The following is a 19,320-nucleotide window of genomic DNA, read 5'->3' as shown; positions in this document are numbered from 1 at the left end:
CTTTATTTCGCATGAAACTATCTTTTTGGTTTGTAAACAAAAAAAAAAGCACTTACCAAAATTTGATAAGTGCTTTTGAGTTTTAAATAAAAGGAATTATACCAAAAGTAAAATAGTTACGGTAGTACCGTTATTTTCGGTAAAATCAATTTTGATAGAGTCGTTTTTTAGGTCTTGCAATAATGAAAGACGCTCTTTGGTAAGTTGAATTCCTTTTGATTGATGGAGTTTGCTTTTTTTAGCTGTATTTAAACTCATTCCGTTGTCTATAATTTTACATTCTAAAAGAGTGTTTGAAATCATTTTAAACGAAATTATTAGCTTCGGAGAAATACTCGATTCGTTGAAAGCATGAACAAAAACATTCTCTACAAAAGGCTGTAAAAGCATTGTTGGAATTTTTGTAAAAGAAGTATCTACTTCTGGAGAAATTTGAATTTCAAAATCGATCCTATTATCAAAGCGCATATTTTCGATCGTGATATAGGCTTCAAGATATTCTATTTCTTCCTCTATGGTAATGGTTTGTTTAGAAGAGTTTTCGAGTGTTTTACGAATTAATTTCGAAAACTCACTAACATAGAGCAGCGAGTTTTCGATGTCGTTACTTATTATAAAATCCTGAATGGCATTCATTGCATTAAAAGTAAAATGCGGATTCATCTGACTCAATAAAGCTTCGAGTTTGGTCTCAGCAATACGACGCTGAATGATTGTTTTTTCGTTTGATTTTCTTTTTATTCTAAGAAAAACAAATGCAATTATTCCGGAAAAAACGGTAATGATTAGAATAATGAACCACCAATTTAACCAAAATGGCGGCTGAATATATAGCTGTAAAATCGTAAATACTTTTGATTTTCCTGCATTCATATCAAAAACTTCAATCTCTACATTGTAGTTTCCATAAGGCAAATAAGGCAGGAATACATTTGTTTTTTCGGTATAGGGACTCCAACGATTGTTATTATTTAAACGATATCTAAATTTTAGTTTGTTAGGGAAAGGATGTCCTTTTGGAACAAAATCAATCGAAAATGAATTATGCTTATAGTCTGAAACAAGTTGCTTTGAGTTGTACCTGAACCATTTATAAAACGAAGGTTTTAAAGGAATGTTATTTATGGCAATTTTACTGATTCCGATTTCAGAAACTGTCAACTGAGTGGCAATTAAACGGTTGAGATCTATGGTATAAAATCCTTTTTGAGTACCCAGCCATAATGTGTTGTCAAAAATTTGAGAAGTGGTTATTCTGCAATCTTTTAAACCTTGTTCTTTGTCAATAAGTCTTACAATGCCATCTTTATAAATATTGATACCTTTTTCTGTACCTATCAAAACATAGTCTTTGTAGGATTCAAGGAATAAAATTGTATTACCAATAATTTGTTTTTTTGAAATTGTTTTAAGGATTTTGAAAGATTTTGAATCATCAACTATAAAAACATCGCCAAATTCAGCGGCCAGAATTAGTTGTCCTTTATTGTTTTTTGTAATGTGTTTGAACTTTTTTTCTTTCCAGATTCCATCTGCTAAATACGATCGAAACTGACCATTTTCGTAAACATAAATTCCGTTAAAAACAGATAAAAGATAGGTTTTGTTATTGTTGGTTAAAATTTTTACGATGTATTGTGGCGTATTTTTATTGAATTTGGAATAGTGCCTATTTTCTAAAGTTTTTAAATTTTCGTACACGCGAACTCCCGCATACGTAATGGTTTCTATTAATTTATTATCATAACCAAAACCAATTTTTAAACTGTGTTTGGGCAAGTAATGGACTATTTTATAGTTTTTATCAATTTCAAAAATTCCTATGTTGCTATTTATCCATAACGAATTTTGATTTTTTACAATTTCGTAAAACTCAATTTCATTTGTTGGAATATTAAAATTCAATTCAAAATCTCTTGATTCTGCCGATTGTTTTTTTAAGATGTTTTGTCCTTTTTTATAAAAAAACATTTCACTTTTCTTAAAATCTTCCAGAGAAATCGAATTTGTAATTTCTTGTTTTGCATTTAGAACTTTTAATCCTTTGTTATCTAAAATCAATTTATCATGATTGAAATTTTCAAAATCTATAATTGATGTTGATTGGAATGGATTATAATTAATAATCTGATCTAATCTTACCTGATAAATTCCATTGTCGTTTGAACCAACATAAAGAATATCATTAAATTTATCATATACTACATTCAATAGCACTTTAGAGTCAATTCCGTAGATGGTAGAGACATCTGTCATCTTATCATCTGCAATCGTATAAAGCCCTCCGTCTGGAGTATAAACACCCCAGGCAGCGGCAAAAATGGTGTTTCTGTTGTCTTTTGCAAATTGCCAGACAAATGATTTTCCAAAATTTAGAGATGTTTTGTTTCCGCTTAAAATTTCATCAAAATCATATTTATTAATATATGTTTCGTTTCCGCTGTAAAGTGTCGAGCCAAATAGCCCTAATGAATAAGAGTTTTTATGTAAGACAACCGGAACAATACGCGGAGTTGGAGACGATTCGTCAATTTTAAATAAACCTTCAAAAGTAGAAGTAAAATAGACAACGTCTCGATAGGTAACAAAGGCTAAAGAGATAAAATCTTCTTTGTGCGCAGGAACTTTAGGCGTGATTAGCTTGTTTGTTTTTATGTCAATAATAGAAACACCTTGTTCTGTACCGACATAAATTTTGTTTTTGAACGGAAAAACTTTTCTTGTTTTATTGGCTAAAAGTCCATCTTTCATTCTGAAAACGGTAAATTTTTTACCATCAAATTTACTAACACCACCACCATAACTGGCAAACCACATATTTCCGTCGGTATCTTCTGTAATATCCCAACAACTGTTATGGCCTAATCCGTTGCTTTCATCAATAGTGGTAAAAGTTCCGTTTTCCATTCTTGAAACTCCATTTTCAGTTCCAATCCATAAAATGTTTTTAGAATCTAAAAATAACGCACGAACTGCATTATTGGGCAAACCATCTGATGTGGTAAAGTTTTTGGACGGAAAATTTTGACCAATTGTAATAATTGGAAGCAAAAAGAGATATACACAAAAAAGAAATTTATTTTGTGATAGCATCAATGAGGTTGTTTTTTCTAAATTTTTGATCTGAAACCGGAATTTCATCACCTGAAGTCATTTCTAAGACAAAATCTTCAGATTTAAAATTTTTAACATAATCAGCATTCACTAAGTAGCTACGATGAACTTTTAGAAATTGTTTTTCAAATTCTAATAATTCGCAAATTTCTTTAAAGGATTTTGAGGTATAATGTTGCTGTTCTGTGGTTTGAATGAAAGTGTAGGAACCATCAGATTTGCAAAAAATAATTTTATTGATTTGAACCACATCAAAACCAACTTTCGTAGGAAAGGCAATTCTTTGTTTTCCTGAATTTGAGTGGTTTAAATTTTCAGTTAGAAGTTCATATTTGTTGATGCTTTGTTTTTTTTCTAAAACAGCATCTAATCGGCTAATTGCGGCTTTAAAATCTTGCACATCAATTGGTTTTAACAAATAGTCTAAAGCACTTTTACGAATAGCTTCGATCGCATATTCTTTGTGGGCTGTTGTAAAAATAATTTCAAACGTTAAACTTTCAAAATGAGAAAGCAATTCGAAACCATTTTCATCCGGCATCTGAATATCCAGAAAAACAAGATTGGGTGAGTGTTTTTTTATTGAAATTAAAGCAGATGAAACAGAATTGCATTGATCAACTATTTCAATTTTATCTTCATAATAGAAATTACATAGTTTTTTTAGGAAACTGCGGGCATGCGATTCGTCATCAACAATAATTGCTTTAATTTTCATAACAGACTTTGGTGGTATTTGGTTGGTTGTTTTTGGAAAGAAAATAGACAGGTGCTATTTTAAAATCAGTTTTATTCAATCGTCATAGAGCGCAATTTAGTTCGGTAAGCTTCGAGTGCAATAGATTTAGAAATGAATCCGAAATATTTACCGTTTCGTAAAACCGGAAGAAAAGCTGATTTTGATTTTTCGAATTTACTCATGACAATTTCCATGCTGTCATCAGAAGAAATGGTAGCAACCGGAGTTTTCATAACATCCTTAATCAATGTATATTTTACGCGATAATTATTGAAGATAATTTCGCGAATATCATTAAAATGAACCACCCCAACAAGATCTTTTTCGTTATCGACAACGGCAAAAACAACCTGATTAGAATGTGAAATAAGATCGACCAATTTGCTTAAATTTTCATCAGGATGAACGGTTAAATAATCGCATTGAATAATGGTGTCAATATCCAGAGTAGAAAGAATATTAGAATCTTTATTGCTGGTAAAAGCATGACCTTTTTTTGCAAGACCTTTTACATCAAGAGAATATTTTTCGAAACGTTTAGAAATTGCAAAACTTATCGAGGAAACAATCATAAGCGGGATCATCAGGCTATAGCCACCGGTAATCTCGGCGATTAAGAAAATTGCAGTTAGTGGTGCGTGAAATAATCCGCTCAAAATACCGGCCATTCCCACCATAGTAAAGTTGCTGATTGGTAATTTTGATAAACCAATCAAGCTGATGAATTTAGAGAAAAAGTAGCCTAAGTAAGATCCTAAAAATAGGGAAGGAGCAAAGTTACCTCCATTTCCGCCACTTCCAAGAGTTAATCCGGAAGCGAATACTTTTACCATCATCGTGCATCCCACAAAGAGAAGCAACACCCATTGATTGTTTCTAAAATCGGCAAATAAAGTATTGTCTAATAATTTTCCCGGATCAGTTTCAGATAAGGTTTTGATGCTTTCGTAACCCTCTCCAAAAAGTGTTGGAAATATGAAAATAAGTAATGCTAGTAAGGATGAACCAATTAAGGCTTTTTTATAAGGACCTACTTTTAAATTAGAAAAATAATGCTCAACTCTTTGAAAGTTTCTGGCGTAATAAACCGCAATAAAACCAGTCAAAATTCCTAACATCACATAAAAAGGAATATTATGATAGTTGAAAGCTTCTTGTTTTTTGAACGACAATAAAATAGTTTCGTCTAAAACAATAGCAGAAACCAAAGCACCGGTCGCGGCAGAAATCATAATAGGGGTAAAGGCCGAAATACTGACATCGACCAATAGAACTTCTATAGCAAAAAGAACTCCGGCAATTGGCGCGTTAAAAGCAGCCGAAATTCCGGCAGCAACTCCGCAGCCAATAAGTAATGTTCTGTCTTTATAAGGTAATTTATAATTTTGGGCAAAATTAGATCCAAATGCGGCACCTGTAATAACAATAGGGCTTTCTAAACCTGCGGAACCTCCTAAACCAACAGTAAGCGAAGAGGTAACAATCTGAGCATACATTTGTTTCTTTGGGATAATACTGGCCTTTTTAGCAACGGCATATAAAATCTGAGAAGTCCCTTTTTCGATGCTTCCGTTAAGCACTCTTTTTACCACAAAAACCGTCAGTACAATACCAACAATTGGCAGGATACTATTAATGAAGCTCAGTTTTAAAATCCCATTTATATAGGTAGCAAAAGAGAAAACGCTATGGGCAAAAGTTTTTAAAACAATTACAGCCAACGAACATGAAATACCAATTAAAACACTTGATAAAAAAATAAACTGCTTTGGAGTCATTAATGATTGTGCCAAAGCGATGATGCTTTCTAGTCTTCTAAAATATTTTTTTAGCATTCTGTTTGTAAAAAGTTAGGGAAACTACAAATTTAGCTCATAATGTTTGAATATAAATGATAATTCTCAATAAAATTAAAATCCTACGGCAGCATCGTCTCCACGAAAATCTGCGCCGCCTTCGAGAGTGTTGTCCGGCAGAACCAATATACAATCTAATTTACCAATTACAGGTGTATTTTTTTCATTGATTAAATATCCTTTTGCTTTTAGATTATTCATCGTATTGGCATCAAATGCATTAGGTTCGAAGGTAATTAAATCCGGTAACCATTGGTGATGAAAACGCGGTGCATTTACAGCTTCCTGCATACTTAAATTGTATTCGTAAACATTTAAAATAGCCTGTAAAACACTTGTAATAATAGTAGAACCTCCCGGAGAACCTACGACCATAAATAATTTGCCGTTTTTCTCGACAATTGTAGGTGTCATAGAACTTAACATTCTTTTTTGTGGCGCAATGCTATTGGCTTCATTTCCTACTAAACCAAACATATTAGGCGATCCCGGTTTGGCGCTAAAATCGTCCATTTCGTTGTTTAAAAAGAAACCTAGTTCATCACAATAATATTTTGATCCGTAACCGTCGTTAAGTGTTGTAGTTGCTGCAACGGCATTTCCTTGTGCATCTACAATCGAATAATGTGTGGTTTCGGTACTTTCGTTAAAGTTTACTTTTCCTTCTCTGATTTCTGATGATAAACTGGCTTTGTTGACATCAAAAGTTGACATTCTTTCTTTTAAATAGGAATCAGCCATTAGACCATTAATTGGAATTTTAACAAAATCAGGATCTCCTAAAAACTGGCTTCTATCTGCGTAAGCGCGTCTTTCAGCTTCGACAATTACCTGAATAGATTCGGCTGTGTTGTGTCCCATTTTGGCTAAATCATAAGGAGCAATCATTTTCATGATTTGAGCCAGACAGATTCCGCCACTGCTTGGAGGCGCCATCGAAGTTACTTTTAAATCTTTATACTTAAATTGTAATGGCTTTCTCCATTTAGCTTCGTATTTTGCCAAATCCTGAAGGGTTATAATTCCGCCTTTTTTCTGAAGGTAATTCACTAAAATTTTAGCCGTTTCACCTTTATAAAATTCGTTTCTTCCGTTTTTTGCAATTCGTTTTAAGGTGTTGGCAAGAGCCGGATATTTAATCGTATCATTTTCTTTAAAGTTACCAGCCAAAAGCGTATTTGGGCCATTTACTTTTACGATCGCGTCATGATAATCCTGAAGTCTTTTTTCTTGTTTTTTGGTAACCACAACACCTCTTTCTGCAAGGGCAATAACAGGTTTTAGAATTTCTGCCATTGGCAAAGAACCTAGTTTTTTATGCACAGCAAAAACGCCGGCAATCGTTCCCGGAACTCCAATTGCTAAAGCCGTTTCGGTACTTTTGCCTTTTATAACATTTCCGTCTTTATCGAGAAACATATCTTTTGATGCGGCTAACGGTGCTTTTTCACGATAATCTAAAGATCCAACTTCGCCATTCGCTTTTCTATAAACCATAAATCCTCCGCCGCCCAGATTTCCTGCGTATGGATAGGCTACTGCAAGAGCTAATTCGGTAGCTACCATTGCATCAAAAGCATTTCCGCCTTTTTGTATGATTTCGGCGCCTACTTTAGAAGCTTCCTGGCGTGCCGAAACTACCATTGCTTTTGTTGCTACTAATCCGGTTGGTTTTACAGTTTGTGCGAAACTATATATAGAGATAAAGCCAAATAAGAGTGCTATTTTTTTCATAAAGAAGAAATGTATGTTTTAAAATCTTAAATCGATTTTTATAAAGAGAGTAATTTATGTTTTGAATGTTCTTTGATATCTTCAAAAAAGAGAGTGAATTCCTGTTCGAATTCCGAGTAAAATTCTACTAATTCATTGCCGGCAAATTGCATTTTTGATAAGTTTTTAGACCTTCGATCCATTTGCGTTAGAATATAGCGAATTCCTTCAACGGTTTGATAACTCGAAAGCCAGTTTTCCTGAATCATGGTAGGCATTATGCGTTGTGTTTTTTCGGTTAAAACAGGATAATTTTCATGTAATGACGTATAAAATCGATTAATGAAATCGTCTAGTTTTTCATCGGAATATTTTGTCCAGTTTTTCGCCAGAAAATGATCGTAAACAATATCTACAATGACGCCGGCATAATGATGGTATTTTTCGTGTAAACGTTTGGTGCTTTGTCTGAAAACATCATGAGAGTCGGTATAAGTATCAATCGATCGATGCAAAATAATGCCTTTTTGAACTTCTTCAGGAAAATGTTCAAATTGTTTTCCGCGAATTCCGTCGGCCATAAAATTGCCAATTTTGATTAAATCATTATCTCCGGACAAATAGATGTGGGCTAGGAAATTCATTTTTGTTTAGGTACTAAGGTTCTAAGTTGCTAAGGCACTAAGTTTTTGTGTTAACTAAGATAGCTGCTAAGAACTAATGTTATTTTAGTAAAAGTATGAAAACTTTTTCACATCATTTTGTTATATTATTTCGGTTTCTGCTTATCATAATTAACAATTATTTTAAATTCCTGGAACCTAAGCAACTTAGCTTCTCAATAACTTTTTGCAAAATCTTAGGAACTTAGAAGCTTAGAACCTTAGTAACTTTTCTATATTTGTAACTGGTAACCATAACTCATAAAAATGACTTTAATAAAATCGATATCAGGAATACGAGGAACAATTGGTGGAAAAGTAGGAGATAACCTGACTCCTGTTGATGCTGTAAAATTTGCATCGGCTTACGGTACTTTTCTTAAAAACAATACTTCAAAAGAAAAATTAACGGTTGTAATTGGTCGTGATGCCAGAATTTCTGGTCCGATGATTCATAATCTTGTTGTAAATACTTTAGTAGGTTTAGGAATTAATGTAATTGATCTTGGACTTTCGACAACGCCAACTGTAGAAGTGGCTGTTCCTTTAGAAAAAGCAGACGGTGGAATTATTTTAACAGCATCTCATAATCCAAAACAATGGAATGCTTTAAAATTATTAAACGAAAAAGGAGAATTTTTAAGTGGAGATGAAGGAGCAAAAATTCTTGAAATTGCTGAGGCTGAGGCTTTCGATTTCTCGGATGTTGATAATTTAGGCGAAATCACTGTAAATGATGCTTATATGGATATTCATATCGACGAGGTTTTGAATTTACCTTTAGTTGATGTTGAAGCGGTAAAAGCAGCAAAATTTAAAGTAGTTGTTGATGGTGTAAACTCTTCAGGAGGTATCATTATCCCGAAATTATTAGAATTAATGGGCGTTGAAGTGGTAAAATTATACTGCGAACCAAACGGACATTTTCCTCACAATCCAGAACCTTTAAAAGAGCATCTAACAGATATTTCGGAATTGGTAGTAAAAGAAAAAGCAGATCTTGGAGTAGTGGTAGATCCGGACGTAGATCGTTTGGCGTTTATTAGCGAAGACGGAGAAATGTTTGGAGAAGAGTATACTTTAGTAGCTTGCGCCGATTATGTTTTGAGTAAAACTCCTGGAAATACAGTTTCGAATATGTCATCGTCTCGTGCTTTGCGTGATGTAACTATCGCTCATGGCGGAAAATACGAAGCAAGTGCTGTTGGTGAAGTGAATGTAGTAGCATTAATGAAAAAAAATAATGCTATTATTGGTGGTGAAGGTAACGGTGGAATCATTTATCCGGAATCTCATTACGGAAGAGATAGTTTGGTAGGAGTGGCTTTGTTCCTTACTCATTTGGCGAATAAAAAAATATCAGTTTCGGCATTGAGAGCTTCTTATCCTGAATATTATATGAGTAAAAATAAAATCGAATTAACACCACAAATTGATGTTGATGCGATTTTGGTTGCAATGACAGAAAAATATAAAAACGAAGATATTACTACAATTGACGGTGTAAAAATTGATTTTGCTACAGAATGGGTACATTTAAGAAAATCAAATACAGAACCAATTATCAGAATTTATACAGAAGCTCCTTCTCAGGAAAAAGCTGATGTTTTGGCTCTTCGAATTATAGATGAAATAAAAGCAATTGCCGGGATTTAATTTAGATATTATATAATCTGAGCAGAAAAAAATTAACCGCAAAGTCCGCAAGGTTTTTTTAATGGTTTTTATAAAAGTAAAGTTCGCAAAGCTAAATCAATACAAAGCTTTGCGAACTTTTTGTTTTTGCCTGCAAAGTAAAAATCTTGCGTACTTTGCGGTAAAATAATTAATCAGGTATATGTTTAAGAATCTTAGTTTTTGATAATCTTCAATGTTTTGGTTACTGAACCATAAGTAGCGGTTACAATATAAACTCCGTTTGCTAATAATTTGTCTCCAATTTTAATATCTTCATTTGTGAAATAGGCATCCGAAGCATAACAAATTTGTCCTCTCATATCTACAATTTTTAAAGTCAAAGGTTCTGTATTCGCAGATTTTATATGCAATACAGATTGACTTTTAACAGGGTTTGGATGAACCGTGAAAAAATTCTGCTCCAATATAGGATCATTTACACCCAAACTTCCCGTAACAACATCAATATAATTAAAACTCATGTCGCTCGATTTGAATTTGATTTTCAGGTAAACTTCGCCTTTTGGTAATGTAATTCCGTTGACAACTTTGTTAGTATAAGTTTGCAAGCCTCCGGTTGCCGGGAAAGTTTCGTCTGTTTTTACAACAACGTCATTTACTAATATATCAAATTTACCCTGAGCGGTAGATGCCACTCTAAAAGTAAAATTATATGTTCCGGCATTGTCATTATTCAGTATAAATTCATTCCAGTCTCCTTGATCTATAGCGCTTACATTTTGTCCCGTTCCGGAATCTGAAGTATTTTGCAAGTTGGTACCTTTTCTTCGATAATGTTTGTTGGCAACTATTCTGCCGGGAACATTCATTTTTTTAGTGGTATAACTTGTATTGATGTATTCAGTTCCGATAGGTTTTAAAACACCACTTTGAGGAGCTAATAATTGTCCTTCGAGCATGTCCGTCCATGTAGGATCGACCCTTCCTGTAAACCATGAATAACGATAAATATCCGGATCATTTTCAAAATTAGTGATCACCTCTTTCATAAAAGTCGTTTTCTGGGCCGCAGTCTGAATTACTCTGTTGGCAAATTCGGTTACCCAAATAGGACGGTTGTATTTTTTGAGAAGACTTGTAACGCCAATAACAGACCCTGAAGAACTATCATAAGTATGAAAAGCAATATAATCTACTTTGCAGGTGGGGCATAAAAGAAAAAACTGGTCATGCCAGGCAGTTGGACTACTAATATTACCATAACTATTATTCGGATCGTTAAAAGCAGGAGAGGCACTTACTATTTCAAGATTTTTGGCAGCAGCTATTTTTTCGATATTCTTCCAGGCGTTTACAGCATCTTGCGGCGTCATGCGCGCACCATCATTAAAATTAGGTTCATTAAAAGCGAGCAAATATTTGGCTCCGGGTTTTATGCGGTTTATAAAAGCCTGAACATCGTTGTCGCCAACCTGATTCCAGGCCATAGGAACGTATTCAACGCCAATAGATTCATAATTGGCATTAGTATCATTTTCGGGTTGAGAACCCCAATTGTACCACCAGGATATTCCGGGTTTAAGCGCCAGTAGGTCGGCGGTTGAGTTTTTTCCGTAAGCTATTCCGCGCTTTGGGCTTTGAGCGAAAATAGCCGTTGAAAAACTCAGTAAAAATAAAATAGATAATTTTTTTGTCATAGTAGATAATTTGGATTTGGGAAAACTTTTATCAATATCAAATATATGTCGTTTATCTAATTTATCATTTTAGAGATTCGATAAAAAAATATTACAAAAACCCATCAAATTAATTCTTAGTTTACAGAATTAGAGGCTTTTCATTTTTTTAGGACTTTATAAAATGAAAAAATCCAAAAAAGAAATAGTCTCTTTTTTGGATTTTTATTTTTGGAGTGAAATTATTACTTTACTCTATGTTTCCATCTTTTATGTGTCCATAAATAAAATTCAGGAGCTTCGTAAATCTGTTTTTCTACTTCTCGTAAATATTTCTCTGTAATATCAAAATTAGGATAGTCATGCGGATTATCTGCAATAGATACAAAAGTTGCTTCGTAATAACCTCTTGCCACTTTTTTTACTTTTACAAAAATCACACTTAAGTCGTATTTTTTAGCCAGCATTTCGGCTCCGGTATGCACAGGAACTTCAACGCCCATAAATTTCATCGAATGAAAAATTCGGTCTATTTTAGGCGACTGATCACTTGCTAGACCGTACATACTCAATATTCCGTCACGTTGGTTTTGCGCCATTGTCGGGATTGCTTTTCTTGTTTCTACCAATTCGGTGTCGTACTTAGAACGTATTTTTCGAACCAGTTTATCAAAATAAGGGTTGGCGACTCTTTTGTAAACGGCAATTCCTTTAAAATCAATTTTAGGATTAATCGTCAAAAGCCATTCGTAACTTGCATAATGTGAGGCTACCAGAATTACACTTTTACCTTTTTTAGCATATTCGTTTACAAGATCAAGATTGGTAACACGAAATCTTTTGTTCATTTCTTCAGGAGAAATGCTCATTGTTTTAATCGTTTCCATAAACATATCACACATATGGTGATAAAATTTCTTTTCGATAACTTTTAGTTCACTTTTGCTTAAATGTGGCAAAGTAAGTGTCAGGTTTTCACGAACTACTTTTCTGCGATAACCTACAATTCTGTATATGATAAAACAGACAAAATCTGATAACCAGTAAAATATTCGAAACGGAAGTATAGAGATAAGCCATAGCAAAGGATAGGCTAGTATATAAACAAGAAATTGCATGTAATATTTTTTTACAAATATAAAGTAAAAATGAATATCCGTTGATATTTTGGTTCGGGACTAACATATGTTTAAGAATGACTATATTTACAATTCACAATAAATGTTTTTTATGAATACCATTTTAATAGCGATTATAGTGGCTAATGCTGTAATTAGTTACAAAGGTTTTAATGATCTTGCTTTTTTTAGAAAATACGAATTTCATGTAGGAAGTATTCGTTCCGGCGAACAAATCAGAATGCTTTCATCTGGATTTTTACACGCCGATATTATGCACCTGGCGTTTAATATGCTTACGCTGTATTTTTTTGCACCTGTAGTAATACATTTGATGGGAACTTTTTCTTTTGTTTTAATTTACTTTGGAAGTTTAATTTTTGGAAGTCTGCTTACCATGTTGTTTCATAAAAACGATTATAGTTACAGAGCCGTTGGCGCTTCTGGGGCGGTAACCGGAGTTTTGTATTCTGCGATATTGTTGCAACCTGATATGATGCTTGGAATTTTCTTTGTCATACCAATGCCGGCATATTTATTCGGAATTTTATATTTATTGTATTCGATTTACGGAATGCGCGCTAAAAATGATAACATTGGACACACAGCGCATTTTGGAGGTGCTATAGGCGGTTATTTGATTACTTTGATAAAAGAACCTTCACTAATTGTTGACCATAGTTTAATGGTAATTCTATTGGCAATTCCTATTTTTATACTTTTTGTAATGGCAAAATTGGGAAAATTATAATTATTGGCACAACTTTTGAAATTCCACTATCAAATAACTTAAAATATAACAAAAATGAAGAAAGTAGTATTATTTTTAACAATCATGTTTATGACTATGTCTTACGCTCAAGAAACCAAACAAATCCCTCAAATTAATGTAAACGGGGAAGGAAAAGTAAAAGTAGCACCTGATCAGGTTTGTATTTCGGCAACTGTTGAAACAAAAGGGAATAATGCTAAAGATGTCAAAAAGCAAAATGACGAGAAAATTGATGCAGTTTTAAAATTCATCAAAAAAATGAATGTTCCTGCTGCAGATTACAAAACAAAACAAGTAGCACTTAATCCGCAATACGATTACGACAAAAAGAAAACAAGCTATAATGCTACTCAAACAGTAGAAATTGTTTTAAAAGATTTATCAAAATACGATGACTTAATGGATGGTTTGGTTCAACAAGGAATTAACCGTATCGACAGAGTTTCTTTTGAAACTTCTAAATTAGTTCAGTTAGAATCTGAAGCTCGTAAACTGGCGATGAAAGAAGCTAAATTAAAAGCAGAAGATTATGTTTCAGTTTTAGGTCAAAAAGTGGGTAAAGCGTATACAATCTCTGATAATACTCAGGTTTACCGTCCACAACCAATGTATGCAGCTATGAAATCTATGGCAATGGATTCAGCAGGAGCTTCAAACGAAACTTTAGCAATTGGAGAAATCGAAGTTACAGCAAATGTTAGCGTAAGTTTTGTTTTAGAATAATAAAATATAAATTTCAATTTTAAAAATCCAAATTCCAACTTAAAAACTGGGATTTGGATTTTTTTTATACTGCTATTTTTTGAGATCAAACAATAAATACTTTCTATATAAAGTTTGCTAATGCACTCAATAATGATGCGTATATTTGAGATACTGAATAATAACAATACGATCTATGAAAAAAATAGGATTTTTATCGTTTGGCCACTGGACCAATCATCCTTCTTATCAGGCTCGTACTGCAGGCGATACTCTTCTTCAATCTATTGATCTGGCCGTTGCTGCTGAAGAAATAGGTATAGATGGTGCTTATTTTCGAGTGCATCATTTTGCACAACAATTGGCATCGCCTTTTCCTTTACTTTCGGCTATTGGTGCTAAAACAAGCAAAATAGAGATTGGAACTGGAGTAATCGATATGCGTTACGAAAATCCTTTGTATATGGTAGAAGATGCCGGTGCAGCAGACTTAATTTCGGAAGGACGTTTACAATTGGGTATCAGCAGAGGATCGCCGGAACAAGTAATTGACGGTTGGCGCGCTTTTGGTTACGAACCTGCAGAAGGGGAAACAGATGCCGATATGGGGCGTAAAAAAGCTTTAGAGTTTTTGGATAAGCTTAAAGGGGAAGGATTTGCTGAGCCAAATCCGTATCCGATGTTTCCAAATCCGCCCGGTTTATTGCGACTTGAACCTCATTCTGAAGGATTAAGGGAACGTATCTGGTGGGGAGCTGCATCCAACGCTACTGCAATTTGGGCGGCCGAAAATGGTATGCATCTGCAAAGTTCTACTTTGAAGTATGATGAAAACGGTAAGCCTTTTCATATTCAACAAGCAGAACAGATAAGATTGTATAAAGAAGCCTGGAAAAAAGCCGGACATGAGCGTGAACCCAGAGTTTCTGTAAGCCGTTCGATTTTTGCTTTGGTTAACGATCAGGACAAATATTACTTTGGAAATCAGGGCAGAGGTCAGGATAGTTTTGGTAACATTGAAGCTGATAAACGTGCAATTTTCGGGAAAAGTTATGCCGCTGAGCCGGAAAAACTCATCGCAGAACTGGCTCAGGACGAAGCGATTCAGGAAGCTGATACTTTGTTACTGACTATACCAAATACTTTAGGCGTTGACTACAATGTACACATATTGTCATCGATACTTAAATATATTGCACCAGAACTGGGATGGCGTTAATTTTTTTTTGAAAATAAATACAACTAAGCCTCTTAATTTTTTAATTAAGGGGCTTTTTGCTATTTTAACTGTGCTTTGTTTTTGATAAAGTTCTCTGTGTATTTTTAGAATATATCCTCTTTTTTACTTTTTGAATTTATGTTATTCAGAATTTACGATTTAGTTCCTGAATACACCATCTGTTCTATTAATTGCTTCATATATGGCATTTTGATTTTTAAGATTAGTTTAATTTTATAAAAAGCATTTTACTGTTTCTGAATGTGTTATGTGTTGATATTTAGTGTTTTAGTTTTATTTGTTTTTAGAACTGAACTTAAACGTCAACAATACTTTTCAGGATCTGTAAAGGGCTTGAATTTAATACTTTACTATAACCACAAATTAACCTTTAAAAGAAAATTTATGAAAAAATTAATTTTAACCTCTTTATTATTGAGCTGCACAGTTGGCTTTACTTCTTGCTCAGATAATCCTGCTGCAGTAACAGAAAATCAATCAGAAGCTGCAATTACAAAAGGCAGTACAAACAAAGTTGCCGGTGCGCCCTGGGTGAAACAATTTGAAGATACATTTGATGTAGGCTCGAGTTTGTCGCAATGGACAAAAGAACAACGCGCGGATTACAATTCCTGGTATTGTGATTATTTTAGTTCAGTACCTACCACACAATGGCGAGACGGAAAGCAATGCTTAGAAATCAAGACTACAAAATTAAGTACGTATAAATATCAGTCTGGTTTTATTACTTCTAATTATCAATTTAAACCAGAAAATAATACCGAATATATGCTTTCTGCTAATATTAAATTAATAGCGATGGATGGCGGAACTTATAAATCGTTTAAGGATACTTATGGTGCATGGCCGGCTTTCTGGTCTGTACAAGGCAATGGATGGCCAACAAAAGGAGAAATCGATATTATGGAAGGTTATTCATTTGCGCCTAATTCTAGTCGTTTTACTTCGAATATTTTTTACGGAACTTCTGTTGGAAATAATTTGTTAGGAAATTCAGCTGAAAGAAATTATCCGGCTAATTTTAATGTTGACGGAAACAATGGCTGGCATTTGTATGAATCTTTTTGGAAGATGAAAGACAATGTTGTTACCGTAACGATAAAGGTGGATGATATAACGGTGGCAACGTATACGAATAGTAGTGTTTCTAATCTTAATTTAAATAATTTCGGACCGCATTCTATTATTTTTAATGTGAATGTAGGCTCAAAAGATTCGAGCTTTATCGATCCTAATAAAATAAACTTGTTTTCAACTGTAATGATGTGGGTAGATGATGTTACGGTTTACAAAAGACCAATTTAATATAAACACGAATTACACAAATTAACACTAATTCGTTTGTGAAATTAATTTCACAAACGAATTCAATACCTTTTTTAATTTGTGCTAATTTGTGTAATTCGTGTTCATTATATATTTATGCAAATAGTCTTACTTAAAGACTATTTTAAGATTTAATCTAAACCTTCAAGAAATCCTGTATGAGAGCTTTTGATGGCGAAATTTGAATCGTACAATAAAGGCCAGTCATTTCCCGGGTGATTCAACTCTGTGCTAAACGGAATCCAGGATTCATTATCCTTCATTCCCCAAACGGTTAACGCATATTTATTTGCTGCCGGAAGCGCATTATAAATTTTGACGATTTCCTTGTATTTTTCTTTTTGAGCCAATCTTCTTTCGTTGGTAAATGTCGAAATATCATTTGATGGATTTACCTGAATATCTAATTCTGAAACGTGAATTTTCAATCCTTTTGTTACTGCTCTGTTAAGGTCAGTTTCTAATTGAACTTTCGTAGGGCTTAAATATGTATTGTGCATTTGAAAACCAATACCATCAATTAATTTGCTTGCTTTTAAGTCATCCATTAAACTAAAAACTTTGTCTTGTTTTGGGATATTTGTTGAGGTGGCATAATCATTGTAAAACAATAATAATGAGGTATCACCAGCAGCATTTGCAGCATTTCTTGCCCATTGAAAACAATCTTTTACATAATTTGGTCCCATTCGTTGAAGAAAGATAGTGTTTCTCATATTTCCGCCATTATCATCTACAGCTTCATTCACTACATCCCAGGATTTTATTTTTCCGGCATAATGAGTAACGACATCTGTAATGTACTTTTTAACTTCTGCAGCAAATTCAGCATCGGTTCCGGAATAATTCTTTAACCATGCCGGTACTGAATTGTGCCATACCAAAGCATGACCGTGAACATTGATAGTATTAGCGTTTCCGTACGCTACAATTTTATCTGCTACAGTCCAGTTATACACTCCGCTTGCAGTAGAAATCTGATCCATTTTCATTTCGTATTCGGCAGAAATACTGCTAAATTCATTTTTCAAAATGATATCGTAAGCACTTCCACTGGTTAATTGAGATGCTTTTACGGCCATACCTATAAAAAACGGATTGGCTAGTTTATTGGCTTTTACCTTCAAGAAAGTAGGATCTTCAGGGATATTACTTGAACCCGTAGTTACTACACTAATAACATTCGAATAGCCTGAAATTTCGGTTTCTGATTTGGCTCTAACGCGGTAATAATATTGAGTGCCTCCGTTTAAACCTGCTACAACTTCGTTTAAATCTGTAACAGGTTTTGCATTATAATTGGGAACAAAAGAGGTGAAGTTTTCGGTGGTCGAAACATCCAAAAGATAACTTTTAGAATTCGAAACATAATTCCATTTTGCTCTAAAACCGTGATCGTTTACGTCTTTTGGAGCATTTGCAATTGGCGCTTCTAAAGCTGCAACAGCTTCGTTGTCGTCTTTAGAACAAGCATTTATAAAAAATACGACACTGGCCAGCATTAGTAAAAATCTAATTTTCATACTGTTTTTTATTATGGAATATTTCTTTGTGATAAAAAAAATACTCTTATTTATAATTTCTGTTTGATAAAGAGGCTGCTTTTTGATCACAGCCTCTTTTTATGTTTAAAAAATGAAATTCAAAAACCTTTATTATTGGTAGCGAATTTTAATATTATCGAATTTTATTACACTTGGATTTGGAGTATCATTTTGAATAACACCAATTTTAATTTCATTTATTTTAGAAACATCCAATCCAACTGCTGTATTACTTCCATAACCATAATCTTCTTTAAAATCGGCTATTGAGATGGTTTTGGTCGTCCAGTTGACATCTGTAACTTTAAAATTATAAGCATAGTTGATATTGTTAATGGTATTTAGCTGAATGGCAAACTGCGCGCCTACAACATTCGCACTAATATCAATATCGATATACGCTCGTTTAGCATCTGTATTCGTTGCGCTTAAGAAACTGCTTCCTCCTCCGGCGCTGCTTCCGTTGTAACCATTTGTAGTCGAGCCAGACCAGGTAAATGTTGCATAATTACCTGTTGGTCCGCCAGCAGTATTTGGATCAAAAGAAGCCACATCACCATAAGGGAACCATTCTTTTCTAACACCATTTCCGTCAAAATCAGACACAAGTACAATTGTTGCAAAATCGATTGTTTTTTTGGCTGTTCCTCCGGGAGTAGTAATAGCCAGTTCTGATCCGGAAACTGCATTTGCCGGCAATCCTATAATAATTGAAGACGAAGATTTTACCGTATAACTTATTGATTTTCCTCCTAAGGTTATCGATGAAATATTATAAAACCACGTACCTTCAATCTCTAACGGAAATCCCGGATTAGCTACAGCCGGAGTTGTTTTTGTAATGGTAGGAACAGGTTGTAAAATCTCGATATTTTTAGTCACAGAACCATTTGCCGTTGTAAACGTAATAGGCTGTATTCCAAATCTACTCCCCAGTTTTTCATCAAACGGAATGGTGAAAATAAACGCTTTATTTGAATTGTAATTGGTATTAAAACCAATGTCGATTTTATTGTCGAGCGTGATCTTTTTTAGTCCTTCTAAACCCTGACCTTCAACTCTGACTTTATTTAACGGAAAAGCCTGATTGAGTAAATCTCCCGGTTCGGCAACCATTGCATCTACATTTGCTGTAACTGCATCGTCATTTTGGCAAGCTGTAAAAGCAGCTAATGCAAAAAGAATTAGAATTCTATATTTTATTTTATTGATCATAGTAT

The 19,320-nt window shown here is 33.8% G+C and carries 14 protein-coding genes; 5 read left to right on the top strand and 9 right to left on the bottom strand.

Annotation, left to right across the window (positions count from 1 at the left end; translation table 11 throughout):
* Positions 1-96: 96 nt before the first annotated feature.
* The 5 genes from L0669_RS20000 to L0669_RS19980 all read right to left on the bottom strand — a co-directional run bounded on the left by L0669_RS20000 (position 97) and on the right by L0669_RS19980 (position 8,066).
* Positions 97-3,093 (bottom strand): sensor histidine kinase, encoded by a 2,997-nt coding sequence (locus tag L0669_RS20000; protein WP_263759649.1) that lies wholly within the window; start codon positions 3,091-3,093, stop codon positions 97-99.
* Positions 3,077-3,832: a LytR/AlgR family response regulator transcription factor gene (locus tag L0669_RS19995; RefSeq protein ID WP_263759647.1), complete on the bottom strand. Its 756-nt coding sequence runs from the start codon at positions 3,830-3,832 to the stop codon at positions 3,077-3,079. The genes L0669_RS20000 and L0669_RS19995 overlap by 17 nt, the downstream gene beginning before the upstream one ends.
* A 71-nt stretch (positions 3,833-3,903) precedes the next feature.
* Complete coding sequence (locus L0669_RS19990) at positions 3,904-5,688, bottom strand: chloride channel protein (protein WP_173972570.1); 1,785 nt, start codon at positions 5,686-5,688, stop codon at positions 3,904-3,906.
* Positions 5,689-5,763: 75 nt separating this feature from the next.
* Positions 5,764-7,443 (bottom strand): gamma-glutamyltransferase, encoded by a 1,680-nt coding sequence (ggt, locus tag L0669_RS19985; protein ID WP_263759646.1) that lies wholly within the window; start codon positions 7,441-7,443, stop codon positions 5,764-5,766.
* 38 nt (positions 7,444-7,481) lie between these two features.
* The gene (locus L0669_RS19980; RefSeq protein ID WP_263759645.1) at positions 7,482-8,066 is read right to left on the bottom strand and encodes an acyl carrier protein phosphodiesterase; all 585 of its coding nucleotides are present in this window, start codon (positions 8,064-8,066) and stop codon (positions 7,482-7,484) included.
* A 285-nt stretch (positions 8,067-8,351) separates the two neighbouring features.
* Between L0669_RS19980 and glmM the strand changes: the two genes are divergently transcribed.
* Positions 8,352-9,740 carry a phosphoglucosamine mutase gene (gene glmM, locus L0669_RS19975; RefSeq protein ID WP_173972567.1) on the top strand — a complete coding sequence of 463 codons (1,389 nt, stop codon included), beginning with the start codon at positions 8,352-8,354 and terminating at the stop codon, positions 9,738-9,740.
* A gap of 194 nt (positions 9,741-9,934) precedes the next feature.
* Here glmM and L0669_RS19970 read toward each other — a convergent pair whose 3' ends face one another.
* Positions 9,935-11,419, bottom strand: coding sequence for a glycosyl hydrolase (locus tag L0669_RS19970; RefSeq protein ID WP_263759644.1), 1,485 nt, complete (start codon positions 11,417-11,419; stop codon positions 9,935-9,937).
* Positions 11,420-11,643: 224 nt separating this feature from the next.
* Entirely contained in the window at positions 11,644-12,516 is an 873-nt protein-coding gene (locus tag L0669_RS19965; RefSeq protein WP_263759643.1) for a lysophospholipid acyltransferase family protein, read from the bottom strand.
* Between the two features lie 112 nt (positions 12,517-12,628).
* On the opposite strand from L0669_RS19965, the gene L0669_RS19960 reads away from it, so the two are divergent.
* From L0669_RS19960 to L0669_RS19945, 4 genes are all read left to right on the top strand, one after another.
* Positions 12,629-13,267, top strand: a complete 639-nt coding sequence (locus tag L0669_RS19960) for a rhomboid family intramembrane serine protease (protein ID WP_263759642.1) — start codon at positions 12,629-12,631, stop codon at positions 13,265-13,267.
* Positions 13,268-13,321: 54 nt separating this feature from the next.
* Positions 13,322-14,011, top strand: coding sequence for an SIMPL domain-containing protein (locus L0669_RS19955; RefSeq protein ID WP_173972330.1), 690 nt, complete (start codon positions 13,322-13,324; stop codon positions 14,009-14,011).
* Positions 14,012-14,186: 175 nt separating this feature from the next.
* Entirely contained in the window at positions 14,187-15,209 is a 1,023-nt protein-coding gene (locus L0669_RS19950; protein ID WP_263759640.1) for an LLM class flavin-dependent oxidoreductase, read from the top strand.
* A 405-nt stretch (positions 15,210-15,614) separates the two neighbouring features.
* On the top strand, positions 15,615-16,535 hold the full coding sequence (locus tag L0669_RS19945; protein ID WP_263759638.1) for a glycoside hydrolase family 16 protein: 921 nt from the start codon (positions 15,615-15,617) through the stop codon (positions 16,533-16,535).
* Positions 16,536-16,687: 152 nt separating this feature from the next.
* Here L0669_RS19945 and L0669_RS19940 read toward each other — a convergent pair whose 3' ends face one another.
* Complete coding sequence (locus tag L0669_RS19940; protein WP_263759637.1) at positions 16,688-18,079, bottom strand: endo-1,4-beta-xylanase; 1,392 nt, start codon at positions 18,077-18,079, stop codon at positions 16,688-16,690.
* 132 nt (positions 18,080-18,211) lie between these two features.
* Complete coding sequence (locus L0669_RS19935; RefSeq protein WP_263759636.1) at positions 18,212-19,315, bottom strand: hypothetical protein; 1,104 nt, start codon at positions 19,313-19,315, stop codon at positions 18,212-18,214.
* Between the last annotated feature and the right edge of the window lie 5 nt (positions 19,316-19,320).

The organism is Flavobacterium bizetiae, assembly GCF_024271895.1.
In the GTDB taxonomy this organism is placed as follows: domain Bacteria; phylum Bacteroidota; class Bacteroidia; order Flavobacteriales; family Flavobacteriaceae; genus Flavobacterium; species Flavobacterium bizetiae.
The sequence above is the reverse complement of the archived record's forward strand: the minus strand, read 5'-3'. Positions and strand labels throughout refer to the sequence as shown.

Bases quoted from the DNA above. Each gene is read 5' to 3' on its own strand.
- L0669_RS19940 (WP_263759637.1), bottom strand. From the start codon at position 18,079: ATGAAAATTAGATTTTTACTAATGCTGGCCAGTGTCGTATTTTTTATA.
- glmM (WP_173972567.1), top strand. From the start codon at position 8,352: ATGACTTTAATAAAATCGATATCAGGAATACGAGGAACAATTGGTGGA.
- ggt (WP_263759646.1), bottom strand. From the start codon at position 7,443: ATGAAAAAAATAGCACTCTTATTTGGCTTTATCTCTATATATAGTTTC.
- L0669_RS19970 (WP_263759644.1), bottom strand. From the start codon at position 11,419: ATGACAAAAAAATTATCTATTTTATTTTTACTGAGTTTTTCAACGGCT.
- L0669_RS19955 (WP_173972330.1), top strand. From the start codon at position 13,322: ATGAAGAAAGTAGTATTATTTTTAACAATCATGTTTATGACTATGTCT.
- L0669_RS19995 (WP_263759647.1), bottom strand. From the start codon at position 3,832: ATGAAAATTAAAGCAATTATTGTTGATGACGAATCGCATGCCCGCAGT.
- L0669_RS20000 (WP_263759649.1), bottom strand. From the start codon at position 3,093: ATGCTATCACAAAATAAATTTCTTTTTTGTGTATATCTCTTTTTGCTT.
- L0669_RS19990 (WP_173972570.1), bottom strand. From the start codon at position 5,688: ATGCTAAAAAAATATTTTAGAAGACTAGAAAGCATCATCGCTTTGGCA.
- L0669_RS19935 (WP_263759636.1), bottom strand. From the start codon at position 19,315: ATGATCAATAAAATAAAATATAGAATTCTAATTCTTTTTGCATTAGCT.
- L0669_RS19980 (WP_263759645.1), bottom strand. From the start codon at position 8,066: ATGAATTTCCTAGCCCACATCTATTTGTCCGGAGATAATGATTTAATC.
- L0669_RS19965 (WP_263759643.1), bottom strand. From the start codon at position 12,516: ATGCAATTTCTTGTTTATATACTAGCCTATCCTTTGCTATGGCTTATC.
- L0669_RS19960 (WP_263759642.1), top strand. From the start codon at position 12,629: ATGAATACCATTTTAATAGCGATTATAGTGGCTAATGCTGTAATTAGT.
- L0669_RS19950 (WP_263759640.1), top strand. From the start codon at position 14,187: ATGAAAAAAATAGGATTTTTATCGTTTGGCCACTGGACCAATCATCCT.
- L0669_RS19945 (WP_263759638.1), top strand. From the start codon at position 15,615: ATGAAAAAATTAATTTTAACCTCTTTATTATTGAGCTGCACAGTTGGC.